This window comes from Mycolicibacterium confluentis, assembly GCF_010729895.1.
In the GTDB taxonomy this organism is placed as follows: Bacteria; Actinomycetota; Actinomycetes; order Mycobacteriales; family Mycobacteriaceae; genus Mycobacterium; species Mycobacterium confluentis.
Genome location: NZ_AP022612.1, coordinates 4,223,157 through 4,235,062, shown reverse-complemented (window position 1 = coordinate 4,235,062; position 11,906 = coordinate 4,223,157). Strand labels below are relative to the sequence as shown.

At 68.9% G+C, this 11,906-nt stretch carries 14 protein-coding genes; 13 read left to right on the top strand and 1 reads right to left on the bottom strand.

All coding sequences use genetic code 11. From position 1 onward, the window contains the following. The first annotated feature begins 40 nt into the window (after positions 1–40). From mshA to G6N34_RS20070, 6 genes are all read left to right on the top strand, one after another. On the top strand, positions 41–1,342 hold the full coding sequence (mshA, locus tag G6N34_RS20095; protein ID WP_085156063.1) for a D-inositol-3-phosphate glycosyltransferase: 1,302 nt from the start codon (positions 41–43) through the stop codon (positions 1,340–1,342). Continuing rightward, a complete protein-coding gene (locus G6N34_RS20090) occupies positions 1,339–1,839 on the top strand; it encodes a type III secretion system chaperone family protein (protein WP_085156066.1) in 501 nt (166 codons plus the stop codon). Before mshA ends, G6N34_RS20090 begins: the two co-directional genes overlap by 4 nt. A 55-nt stretch (positions 1,840–1,894) precedes the next feature. Continuing rightward, on the top strand, positions 1,895–2,641 hold the full coding sequence (locus tag G6N34_RS20085) for a phosphoglyceromutase (RefSeq protein WP_085156069.1): 747 nt from the start codon (positions 1,895–1,897) through the stop codon (positions 2,639–2,641). A 148-nt stretch (positions 2,642–2,789) separates the two neighbouring features. Beyond that, complete coding sequence (locus tag G6N34_RS20080; RefSeq protein WP_085156072.1) at positions 2,790–3,974, top strand: sensor histidine kinase; 1,185 nt, start codon at positions 2,790–2,792, stop codon at positions 3,972–3,974. Between the two features lie 30 nt (positions 3,975–4,004). Then, on the top strand, positions 4,005–4,691 hold the full coding sequence (gene regX, locus G6N34_RS20075) for a two-component sensory transduction protein RegX (RefSeq protein WP_085156075.1): 687 nt from the start codon (positions 4,005–4,007) through the stop codon (positions 4,689–4,691). Between the two features lie 138 nt (positions 4,692–4,829). Beyond that, complete coding sequence (locus G6N34_RS20070; protein ID WP_085156078.1) at positions 4,830–5,501, top strand: class I SAM-dependent methyltransferase; 672 nt, start codon at positions 4,830–4,832, stop codon at positions 5,499–5,501. Between the two features lie 37 nt (positions 5,502–5,538). On the opposite strand, the gene G6N34_RS20065 is transcribed toward G6N34_RS20070, so the two are convergent. Then, positions 5,539–6,318, bottom strand: a complete 780-nt coding sequence (locus tag G6N34_RS20065; RefSeq protein WP_179965780.1) for a DUF3109 family protein — start codon at positions 6,316–6,318, stop codon at positions 5,539–5,541. Between the two features lie 110 nt (positions 6,319–6,428). Between G6N34_RS20065 and G6N34_RS20060 the strand changes: the two genes are divergently transcribed. From G6N34_RS20060 to G6N34_RS20030, 7 genes are all read left to right on the top strand, one after another. After that, a complete protein-coding gene (locus G6N34_RS20060) occupies positions 6,429–7,433 on the top strand; it encodes a Ppx/GppA family phosphatase (protein WP_085156080.1) in 1,005 nt (334 codons plus the stop codon). Further along, a complete protein-coding gene (locus tag G6N34_RS20055) occupies positions 7,430–8,527 on the top strand; it encodes an Rv0497 family membrane protein (RefSeq protein WP_085156082.1) in 1,098 nt (365 codons plus the stop codon). The genes G6N34_RS20060 and G6N34_RS20055 overlap by 4 nt, the downstream gene beginning before the upstream one ends. A gap of 15 nt (positions 8,528–8,542) precedes the next feature. Continuing rightward, positions 8,543–9,388 carry a sugar phosphate isomerase/epimerase family protein gene (locus tag G6N34_RS20050; RefSeq protein WP_085156085.1) on the top strand — a complete coding sequence of 282 codons (846 nt, stop codon included), beginning with the start codon at positions 8,543–8,545 and terminating at the stop codon, positions 9,386–9,388. Then, the gene (locus G6N34_RS20045) at positions 9,385–10,218 is read left to right on the top strand and encodes a thioesterase family protein (protein WP_085156088.1); all 834 of its coding nucleotides are present in this window, start codon (positions 9,385–9,387) and stop codon (positions 10,216–10,218) included. The genes G6N34_RS20050 and G6N34_RS20045 overlap by 4 nt, the downstream gene beginning before the upstream one ends. Positions 10,219–10,294: 76 nt before the next feature. Next, on the top strand, positions 10,295–11,194 hold the full coding sequence (gene proC, locus G6N34_RS20040; protein WP_109788668.1) for a pyrroline-5-carboxylate reductase: 900 nt from the start codon (positions 10,295–10,297) through the stop codon (positions 11,192–11,194). A 150-nt stretch (positions 11,195–11,344) separates the two neighbouring features. Next, positions 11,345–11,593 (top strand): cell division/environmental response transcriptional regulator, encoded by a 249-nt coding sequence (locus G6N34_RS20035; RefSeq protein WP_068244189.1) that lies wholly within the window; start codon positions 11,345–11,347, stop codon positions 11,591–11,593. A gap of 158 nt (positions 11,594–11,751) precedes the next feature. Then, positions 11,752–11,853 (top strand): 30S ribosomal protein bS22, encoded by a 102-nt coding sequence (locus G6N34_RS20030; protein WP_003402602.1) that lies wholly within the window; start codon positions 11,752–11,754, stop codon positions 11,851–11,853. Positions 11,854–11,906: the final 53 nt, after the last annotated feature.

Sequence of the window (11,906 nt, the reverse complement as noted above, 5' to 3'; positions counted from 1 at the left end):
CGCTTCCCGGTCGCGCAGGCCTCTGGTGTAAGCATGAGGTGTGCGTGTCGCGGTCTTGTCGGTCCATACTTCGCCGTTGGCTCAACCGGGAACCGGCGACGCCGGCGGGATGAACGTCTACGTCCTGCAGACCGCCCTGCATCTCGCGCAGCGTGGCGTCGAGGTCGAGATCTTCACCCGGGCCACGTCGTCGTCGGACGAACCGGTGGTCCAGGTCGCGCCCGGAGTGCTGGTGCGCAACGTCGTCGCCGGGCCCTTCGAGGGACTCGACAAATACGATCTGCCCACGCAGTTGTGTGCGTTCACCGCCGGGGTGCTTCGGGCCGAGGCCACCCACGAACCCGGGTACTACGACATCGTGCATTCGCACTACTGGCTCTCGGGTCAGGTCGGCTGGCTGGCCCGAGACCGCTGGGCAGTTCCGCTGGTGCACACCGCCCACACCCTGGCCGCGGTCAAGAACGCCTCGCTGGCCGAGGGCGACGCCCCCGAACCAGCCCTGCGCGCGGTCGGTGAACAGCAGGTCGTCGACGAGGCCGATCGACTGATCGTCAACACCGACGACGAGGCCCGCCAACTGGTTTCGCTGCACAACGCCGACCCGACGCGCATCGACGTCGTGCATCCCGGCGTCGATCTTGCGACCTTCACCCCGGGGGACCGCGACGCCGCGCGTCGCGCCCTCGGCCTCCCCGACGAACCCACGGTTGCGTTCGTGGGTCGCATCCAGCCCCTCAAGGCGCCCGACGTGCTGCTGCGTGCGGCCGCCAAGCTCCCCGGCGTGCGCATCGTCATCGCCGGCGGACCGTCGGGCAGCGGACTGGCCGCGCCGGACGGCCTGCTGCGTCTGGCCGACGATCTCGGCATCAGCGACCGGGTGACGTTCCTGCCGCCGCAGTCGCGGGACAACCTGGTGAAGGTCTACCGGGCCGCCGATCTGGTGGCCGTGCCCAGTTACTCCGAATCCTTCGGCCTGGTGGCCGTCGAAGCCCAGGCCTGCGGCACCCCCGTGGCGGCGGCCGCCGTCGGCGGACTGCCGGTCGCGGTGCGCGACGGTGTGTCCGGTGCCCTGGTGCCCGACCACGACCCGGACCACTGGGCGGCGGTGTTGGGCGATCTGCTGGGCCAGGACCGCGCCCGCCGAGACGAGATGGGCGCGGCCGCGGTCCGCCATGCCGCGACGTTCTCGTGGGACCACACCGTCGACTCCCTGCTCGAGGCCTACCGCCGCGCGATCGCCGACTACGCGCACACGCACGAGCGTGCCGCCACGCGTGACCCGCTCGCGGCGCCTCGGCGAGCCGGGTTGCGCTGGTCCCGCCGCCGGGGAGTGCGCGCATGAGCACTCAGCAGATCATCGAAGATGCGCTCAACGAGCGCGAGCTGACGTTCAGCCTGCACAAGGACACCCACGGCGGGCTGCCTGCCCTGGTGGTCGAACTGCCCGGCGAGCGCAAGCTCAAGACCAACACCATCCTGAGCATCGGCGAGCACTCGGTGCGGGTCGAGGCGTTCGTCTGCCGGCGGCCCGACGAGAACTTCGAAGAGGTCTACCGCTTCCTGCTCAAACGCAACCGCAGGCTCTACGGTGTCGCCTACACCCTCGACAACGTCGGCGACATCTACCTCGTGGGACTGCTCGCACTGGAGTCCGTCACGGCCGACGAGATCGACCGGATCCTCGGGCAGGTGCTCGAAGCCGTCGACGGCGACTTCAACACGTTGTTGGAGCTGGGTTTTCGCACGTCCATCCAGAGGGAGTGGGCCTGGCGGGTGTCCCGCGGGGAGTCCCTGAAGAACCTTGAGGCGTTCGCGCACCTGATCGGCGACGAGGCCTGAGGCCCACGGTCGCCGCCCACGCGCGCCTCGGCGGCGGCATGAGAAGATTCCAGGCATGGCTGACTCCACCCTGGTCCTGCTCCGTCACGGCGAGAGCGAATGGAATGCGCTCAACCTCTTCACCGGATGGGTCGACGTCGACCTGACCGACAAGGGCCGCGCCGAGGCCGTGCGCGGCGGGGTGCTGATGGCCGAGCAGGGTCTGCTGCCCGACGTGCTGTACACCTCGCTGTTGCGCCGCGCGATCACCACCGCGCACCTGGCGCTGGACGCCGCCGACCGGCTGTGGATTCCGGTGACCCGGGACTGGCGGCTCAACGAGCGGCACTACGGCGCGCTGCAGGGCTTGGACAAGGCCGAGACCAAGGCCAAGTACGGCGAAGAGCAGTTCATGGCGTGGCGGCGCAGCTACGACACCCCGCCGCCGCCGATCGAGAAGGGCAGCGAGTACAGCCAGGACGCCGATCCGCGCTACGCCGGCATCGGCGGTGGTCCGCTGACCGAGTGCCTGGCCGACGTCGTGGCCCGGTTCGTCCCGTACTTCGAAGAGGTCATCGTGCCGGACCTTCGGGCGGGCAAGACAGTGCTGGTCGCCGCGCACGGCAACTCCCTGCGCGCGCTGGTGAAGTACCTGGACGGGATGAGCGACGAGGACGTGGTGGGCCTGAACATCCCGACCGGCATCCCGCTGCGCTACGACCTCGACGCCGACCTCAAGCCCAAGGTGGCCGGCGGCACCTACCTGGACCCCGAGGCCGCCGCCGCGGGCGCCGCCGCCGTGGCCAGCCAAGGGGCCAAGTAGCCGCAGGACGCGCCCGAGGTGAGGTGCGCGCAAACAGGAGTTGAACGAGGGTTAACAGCGGGCGAACTCCTGCTCAGGACGCTGTGACATGTCCCGCTTTGGCCGCACGCTGCTGGGATGACGTTCACCGGATGCGTACGCTTTTCGCGTGAGTGTCGTATCGGCGCTGATCCTCGCCGGGGTCGCCTCTGGGCTGGCGCTGGTCGTGGGCGCCGTGATCGGTGCCCAGTGGTGGCCGATGATCGTGGAGCGGCGGCGTCGCCGCGCCGCGGAACTGGCCGGCATCACGGTGTCCCAGATGCTCAAACGCATCGTTGAACTCTCCCCGCAGGGCATCGTTGTCGTGGATGCCTTCCGCGACGTGGTCTTCGTCAACGACCGCGCCCGGCACGGCGAACTGGCTCTCGTGCACGACCGACTGCTCGACGACCGAGCCTGGGCCGCCGCACAGCACACCCTCGAGACCGGTGAGAACACCGAAGTGGACCTGACGCCGGCGCCCAAACGGGCCGCCGCGGGACGTTCGGGGCTGTCGGTGCGCGGCCACGTCCGCCTGCTGACCGACGACGACCGCCGGTTCGCAGTGGTGTTCGTCGACGATCAGTCCGACCACGCCCGAGTCGAGGCGACCCGACGTGACTTCGTCGCCAACGTCAGCCATGAGCTCAAGACGCCCGTCGGCGCCATCGGCGTCCTGGCCGAGGCGATCCTCGAGTCCGCCGACGACCCCGAAACCGTGCGCCGCTTCGGCGTCAAGGTGCTCGCGGAGTCCAAACGCCTTGCCGACATGGTCGGCGAACTCATCGAACTGTCCCGCCTGCAGGGTGCCGAGAAACTGCCGGACCTCGACTCCGTGGACGTGGACAGCGTTGTTGCGGAGGCGATTTCGCGCAACAAGCTGGCCGCCGACAATGCCGACATCAGTGTCACCGCCGACGCCCCGTCGGGGCTGCAGGTGCTGGGGAATCCGCCGCTGCTCGCCACGGCGCTGGCGAATCTGATCTCCAACGCCATCGCGTACTCGCCGCAGGGTTCGACGGTGTCGGTCAGCAAGCGTCGCCGCGGCGCCTATGTGGAGATCGCCGTGACCGACCGCGGGATCGGCATCGCCAAGGCCGATCAGGAGCGCGTCTTCGAACGCTTCTTCCGGGTCGACAAGGCCCGGTCGCGCGCCACCGGCGGGACCGGTTTGGGCCTGGCGATCGTCAAGCATGTCGCCGCCAACCACAACGGCTCGATCCGGCTGTGGAGCCAACTGGGCACCGGATCGACCTTCACGCTGTCGATTCCCGCCTGCCCCGACGCCGACGACGGCGCAGAGTCACCCGAGTAGAACCCCTGTGAGGAGAGGACGATTACGTCGATGACCAGTGTGCTGATCGTGGAGGACGAGGAGTCGCTGGCCGATCCCTTGGCCTTTCTGCTGCGCAAGGAGGGATTCGAAGCCACTGTTGTCGGCGACGGTCCGAGTGCATTGGCCGAGTTCGAACGTTCCGGCGCCGACATCGTGCTGCTGGACCTGATGTTGCCCGGAATGAGCGGCACCGACGTCTGCAGGCAGCTTCGGGCCCGCTCGGCCGTGCCGGTGATCATGGTCACCGCCCGCGACAGCGAGATCGACAAGGTCGTGGGCCTGGAACTGGGTGCTGACGACTACGTCACAAAGCCGTACTCGGCGCGCGAACTGATCGCGCGGATCCGGGCCGTGCTGCGCCGGGGCGGCGACGCCGACGAGGGCGGCGTCGACGACGGCGTCCTGGAGGCCGGCCCGGTCCGAATGGACGTTGAACGGCACGTCGTGAGTGTCGGTGGAGAGCTGATCACGCTGCCGCTCAAAGAGTTCGACCTGCTCGAATACCTGATGCGCAACAGCGGTCGGGTGTTGACCCGCGGTCAGCTGATCGACCGGGTGTGGGGCGCCGACTACGTCGGGGACACCAAGACACTCGACGTCCACGTGAAAAGGCTGCGCTCCAAGATCGAGCCCGATCCCGCCAATCCGGTGCGGCTGGTGACGGTGCGTGGCCTCGGTTACAAGCTGGAGGGCTGACGCGCACCCGCGCCGACTTGTAGGGTGGAACCCCTCGGGGATGTCGGGGCGGCGCCTCGAGGTGTGTCGACGTGGGGGAGCTTGATCGTGCATGGTGGGGGTACTTGTCGAGCATGTGGATCGCATGCCGTTCAACGGGTGATCGACCTGGGCAGTGTCGCGCTGGCGTTGTGCATCGAATGCACGTTGGCCCAACTCGACGCTGACAGTGCGGACGCCGCCCTGCCCTGTCTGGACTATCCCGAGCCCAGTGGGGACGAGGTCACCCAGATGCTGCGCACGGCTGATGCGGCCGAACTGCTGGTCGGCGACACCGTGCGGCAGTTCGGCGGCAGGCACGGCGGCAGCTGGCTGCCGCTGCTGACGCAGATGGGGTTCACCCCCGTCTTCGGCGGCCAGGCCGACATCGTGGTCGACAACTTCGGCGCCGTACACGACCCCGACCAGCGGTCGGCGTTCCGCACGCTGGCCGAGGCCACCGCGCCCGGCGGGGTGCTGCTGCTGCAGTTCGACTCGGTCGCCGACCTGGTGCGCTGCGGCCGATGGGATTCATTGTCGCCGAACCACTTCGCCTATTACTCGCTGAACACGCTGATCCGGATGCTGTCGGACGTAGGAATGTCGGTGGTGTCGGTGTGGCGGATCGACCCGGTGCGCGGCACCACGATGGCCGCGGCCGTGCACGCGCGGTACTGGCCCGCCGATGCAGGCGTCGAGCGGATGCTGGCCGACGAGCACCAGCTCAAGATCACCAGCACCGAGGGGTTCACCGCGGGCAGTGTGTGGGCCGAGGCCAACCGGGTGCGCTGAGGGTCACCGTGCGCTGAGGGTCACTGTGAGGAGAGGGTCACTCCGCGGCGCGGGTCGCGGGGTGCACGGCGATCAGGCCCAGGGCGCTGCGGCGCCGGCACATCGCCGCCAGCTCGGCGTACGCCTTCTCACCGAGGAGTTCGGTCAACTCCGGTCCGTAGGACTCGTAGACCGGCTTGGCGCCTACGTGTGCGGCCGGGTCGCTGGTGCAGTACCAGTGCAGGTCCGCGCCGCCCGAACCCCAACCGCGGCGGTCGTATTCGGTGATCGTGGTTTTGAGAATCTCCGTGTCGTCGGGCCGCTTCACCCATTCCTGGGTGCGCCGGATGGGCAGCTGCCAGCAGACCTCGGGCTTCATTGTCAACGGATTGACGCCGAGCTTGAGCGCCTTACTGTGCAGCGCACAGCCGATGCCGCCGGCAAAACCCGGACGATTGAGGAAGATGCACGCGCCCTTGTACTTCCGGGTGCGCAGGTTCGGCTCGTCGTCGTAGGTGTCCATCTCGAGATAACCCTTGCGGCCCAAGCCCTTTTCCCGGTACTGCCAGTCCTCGTCGGTCAGGTGTTTGACCGCGTCGTCCAGTTTGGCCCGGTCATCGTCGTCGGACAGGAAGGCGCCGTGCGAACAACAGCCGTCGTCGGGTCGGCCCTCAACGGTGCCCTGACAGGCCGGCGTGCCGAACACGCACGTCCAACGGGACAGCAGCCAGGTCATGTCGGCGGCGATCAGATGCTCGTCGTTGTCGGGGTCGTAGAACTCGACCCATTCGCGCGGGAAGTCCAACTCGACTTCACCCGGATGCACACCGCCTGCCACGAGATTCAACGGTAGACGACATCCGTCGAATTCACCGCCCAGCGCCGCGCCGAAGGCCTTCTGCGCGGGCGCTTCCGCGTCCGTAACGCCGCCGCGCTAGGTTGACAGGCGTGCGATTGGGCGTGCTCGACGTGGGAAGCAACACAGTTCACCTGTTGGTGGTGGACGCACGTCGTGGTGGCCATCCCACGCCGATGAGTTCGACCAAGGCCGCGCTTCGACTCGCGGAGGCCATCGACAGCTCCGGCAAGCTCACCCGCAAGGGCGCCGACAGGCTGGTCGCCACGATCGACGAGTTGGCCAAGATCGCGACCAGTTCGGGCTGCGCCGAACTCATGGCGTTCGCCACATCCGCCGTCCGCGACGCCACGAACTCCGAAGAGGTGCTGGCCCGTGTGGCCGCCGAGACGGGCGTGGCGTTGCAGGTGCTGTCGGGCCGCGACGAGTCGCGGCTGACCTTCCTGGCGGTGCGGCGCTGGTACGGCTGGAGTGCGGGTCGCATCATCAACATCGACATCGGCGGCGGCTCACTCGAACTGTCCAACGGCGTGGACGAGGAGCCCGAGGTGGCCCTGTCGCTGCCGCTGGGTGCGGGACGGCTGACCCGGGAGTGGCTGCCGGACGACCCGCCGGGCCGGCGCCGGGTGGCCATGCTGCGCGACTGGCTGGACACCGAACTCGCCGACGCGCGCAAGACGGTCCTGGCGGCGGGCAGCCCAGACCTGGCGGTGGCCTCCTCCAAGACGTTCCGGTCCCTGGCGCGACTCACCGGTGCGGCCCCTTCGGGCGCCGGGCCGCGAGTCAAGAGGACACTGACAGCCAACGGTCTCAGACAACTCATAGCGTTCATCTCTAGGATGACCGCGGCTGACCGTGCGGAATTGGAAGGAGTCAGCGCCGAACGGGCCCCCCAGATCGTGGCGGGCGCCCTGGTGGCGGAGGCGAGTATGCGAGCGCTGTCGTTGGAAGTCGTGGACATCTGCCCGTGGGCGTTGCGGGAGGGCTTGATCCTGCGCAAGCTCGACAGTGAAGCCGACGGTTCCGATTTCGTGGAGACGCAGGTGGGGGACGCTGACAAGGTTGGGGAGAGCCGGGCGGGAGGCAACAGACGATGACTGGACCAGAGAACGGCGCAAACGGCACGCGCCCGATCTCGGTGGCCGAACTGCTGGCCAAGAACGGCACGATCGGTGCACCGCCCGTCGGCGGCCGTCGCCGGCGCCGCCGTGGCAACAGTGACGCCGTGACCGTCGCCGAACTCACCGGCGAGATCCCGATCATCCGGACCGGCGAGATCCCCGTCGTCCGCGAAGACGAACCGGACGACACCGCCGACGCCGACGAGGCTGCCGAGCGCGCGCCGGAAGCCGCCGCCGAGACGGCCACCGAAGAGGCGCCCACACCGCGGCGGTCCGCGCGTCGCGTCCCGTCCCGTCCCGATCCCGCCCGCGGCCGGGTCAACGGCACCGCCCCCGCGCCGCGGCCCGTCGCCGACGAGCCCGTGCGTGAGCGCCGGACCCCGCTGGAACGCTCAGGAGACCCGCTGCCGCGACGGGGTCGCCCGGGGACACCCGAACGCAGTCATTACCCGCGTCCCGTGCGCAGCGGTGAGGCAGTGCCGCTCGGGGGTCGACGGCCGGACGGTGCGTCCGCCGAGACGATGAGTCCCGATCCGATCGATCTCAAGGACGTCGAGACCGAACTCGACCTGACCGCCGACACCGAGTCGGCCGACGCCGGACTGATCCCCGATGAATTCGGGATCGGCGACCCGTCGTTCGCGGACGCCGACGACCACACGCTGTTCGGCGGGGAGACCGTCGCCGACGATCTGGCCCGCCGCCGGTCGAGCGCGCCCGACGACGACGATGCGGTGGCCGAACTCGACGGCTTCGACGAGGACGACGAGGACATCGAGCGCGACCTCGACGAGCCGATGACACGCCGTCAACTCGTGGCGCACGGCGCCTCGATCGCACTGCAGTCCATCATCGCGGTCGCCTTCGGTGCCGGTCTGTTCATCGCCTTCGACCAGCTCTGGAAGTGGAACAGCCTCGTCGCGCTGGCGCTCGGGGTGCTGATCATCCTCGGGCTGGTCGTGGGTGTCCGGATCGTGCGTAAGACCGAGGACATCGGCAGCACGCTCACCGCCGTCGCCGTGGGTGCACTGGTCACCTTCGGCCCGCTTGCGCTGCTGCAGGCGAACTAGGCACCCCTGGCATTCGTGCGCCCAGCCATCAAGGTCGGCCTGTCGACAGCCTCCGTGTACCCCCTGCGCACCGAGGCCGCCTTCGAGTACGCCGCGAGACTCGGTTACGACGGCGTCGAACTCATGGTGTGGGCCGAGACGGTCAGCCAGGACATCGACGCCATCGAGGAACTGTCCCAGCGCTATCAGGTGCCGGTCTTGTCGGTGCACGCCCCGTGCCTGCTGATCTCTCAGCGCGTATGGGGGGCCAACCCGATCGCCAAGCTTGAGCGCAGCGTGCGGGCCGCCGAGCAGTTGGGTGCGCAGACCGTGGTGGTCCATCCGCCGTTCCGGTGGCAGCGGCGGTACGCCGAGGGCTTCAGTGAGCAGGTCGCCGAACTGGAGGCGGGCAGCGACGTGCTGGTCGCCGTGGAGAACATGTTCCCGTTCCGCGCCGACCGGTTCTTCGGGGTCGGTCAGACGTCGATCGAGCGGATGCGCAAGCGCGGCGGGGGACCGGGTGTGGGGATCTCGGCGTTCGCGCCGTCCTTTGACCCGCTCGAGGGCAACCACGCCCACTACACGCTCGACCTGTCGCACACCGCCACCGCGGGCACCGACGCGCTCGAGATGGCGCAGCGGATGGGCGACGGACTCGTGCACCTGCACCTGTGCGACGGAAACGGCGCCTCGGCCGACGAACACCTGGTGCCGGGGCGTGGCACCCAGCCCACCGTGGAGGTGTGTCAGATGCTCGCCGGCAGCGACTTCAGCGGCCATGTGGTTCTCGAGGTCACGACATCGGGGGCGCGCTCGGAGGCCGAGCGTGAGGAACTGTTGACCGAGTCGCTGCAGTTCGCCCGGGCCAACCTGCTGCGATGACCGAATCGGCGAGCTTCACCCGGGCCATGGCGCTGCACCGGGTGGAGGACGGATCTGAGTCCGGCGACCCCGTCTTCGCGGGAGAGCTGAACCTGCACTGGACCATCGGGCCCAAGGTGCACGGCGGTGTGATGCTGGCGTTGTGCGCCAAGGCCGCCCGGCTCGCGCTGGGCGGCGACGGACCCGAGCAGCCCGTTGCGGTGTCCGCGAGCTTCCTCACCGCACCCGACCCGGGCTCGGTGCGGCTGGTCACCGCGATCCGCAAACGTGGCCGCCGGGTGAGCCTGGTCGACGTCGAGCTGACGCAGGGGGACCGGGTGGCCGTGCGCGCCTCGGTCACCCTGGCGCACCCCGAGCACGACGCGCCTCCGCTGCTCGCGGTCGGCACCGCACACGCGGACATGCCGGTTGAGCCGCCGCCGGAGTTCGGCCCGATCGAGCCCGGACACCCGCTGGCCGAGATCAACCATCTCGCCGCGGGCTGCGACATCCGGCCCGACATGTCGGGGCTGCGCACGGTCGCCGACGGGCAGTCCCCGAAGACGCGCATCTGGGTGCGCCCGCGCCACGACGATCTCGACGTGCTGTTCGCGCTGATGTGCGGTGACATCTCGATGCCGGTGACGTTCGCGGTGGGCCGGACCGGATGGGCGCCCACCGTGCAGCTCACCGCGTACCTGCGCGGCGTGCCGGCCGACGGGTGGCTGCGCATCGTCGCCTCCACGATGCAGATCGGCCAGGACTGGTTCGACGAGGATCACGTGGTGGTCGACAGCACGGGGCGCATCGTCGTGCAGACCCGCCAGCTGGCGCTCGTTCCCGCCCCCTAGCCTCCTCTGTGAGGGCTGGGCATCCGTTCGTCCGTCACGATCCGCCTCGGGGGCCGTGCAGCCGCGCTGCACGGCAATGCGGGCGATAGGGTCTTTCGTCATGGCCAGAATCGCGATCATCGGCGGCGGAAGTATGGGTGAGGCTCTGTTGGCGGGCCTTCTGCGGGCCGGCAGGCAGGTGAGGGACCTCGTCGTCTCCGAGAAGACACCGGAGCGGGCCAAGTACCTGTCGGAGAAGTACTCGGTGCAGGTGGCCTCGGTCGCCGACGCGGCAGAGCACGCCAACTTCGTGCTCATCGCGGTCAAGCCCGCCGACGTCGAACTGGTCATCGGCGACGTCGCCGAGGCCGCCGCCAAGGCCGAGGCCGACAGTGCCGAGCAGGTGTTCGTCAGTGTGGCCGCCGGGGTGCCGACGTCGTTCTACGAGTCCAAGCTGCCCGCCGGGGCGCCCGTGATCCGCGTGATGCCCAATGCGCCCGCCCTGGTGGGTGCGGGGGTCAGCGCGCTGGCGCCCGGCCGGTTCGCCACGGCCGAACAGCTCAAGGCCGTGTCCGAGGTGTTCAGTTGCGTCGGCGCCGTCCTCACCGTGGCGGAGGGTCAACTGGACGCGGTGACCGCGGTGTCGGGCTCGGGTCCGGCGTATTTCTTCCTGATGGTCGAGGCCCTCGTGGATGCGGGCGTGGCCGCCGGCCTTTCGCGTGCCGTCGCCACCGACCTGGTGGTGCAGACCATGGCGGGTTCGGCCGCGATGTTGCTGGAGGGTGGGGAGCAGGCCTCAGGTGGCGCTGCGGGGTCCAAACCGGGCACCAGCGTGGACACCACAGCGGCCCAGCTCCGGGCGACTGTGACGTCCCCTGGGGGCACCACAGCGGCCGGCCTGCGCGAGCTGGAGCGTGGTGGTTTGCGGGCAGCCGTGGACAACGCCGTGATCGCGGCGAAAATCCGCTCTGAGCAGCTCGGAATCACATCAGAGTAATTCAAATGGGGTGCGCGAATTTTCGACGGATTACCCCACACCCGTCGCAGCAACCCCATCAGCCCCGCTATTCTCCTCGTTGTATGCACGCGTTCGTGCCAGCGGAGGGGAAGCCGCTGGGGCCGGCCGTGCCTGATTGATTGGGTTGCGATGACGTCTATGAACGGGCCATCGGCCGGTGGAAAGCGGGACTCTGGATCTGCGGATGGCCAACCGGCCGCCAGGACCCAGTTCCTCACTGTCGCCGAGGTCGCCAGCCTCATGCGGGTCAGCAAGATGACTGTGTACCGGCTTGTGCACAACGGCGAACTGCCTGCCGTGCGAGTGGGCCGGTCGTTCCGTGTGCACGCCAAGGCCGTGCACGACCTGCTGGAGACCTCGTACTTCGACGCCGGCTAGATCGGCGCACGCCGGTACTGGCTGGGCCCGGCCAGCCTCGACCGTCGCGGCATGCCCCCATTTCGGTTTGGGGGCCTGCCTTCGGTAAGGTGGCCGGGTTAAGTCGTGTCGGCGCGCCCCTCGAGTGCGGCGCATCCCTTAGGTAGGCAGCGGAGTTCATGGGTTCAGTTATCAAGAAGCGGCGCAAGCGTATGTCGAAGAAGAAGCATCGCAAGCTGTTGCGTCGGACCCGGGTGCAGCGCAGAAAACTCGGTAAGTAACCCGAGTCTGTGCGGGCCCTGGGAATGTGCCCGCGACCTGCCTTCGGCAGCGT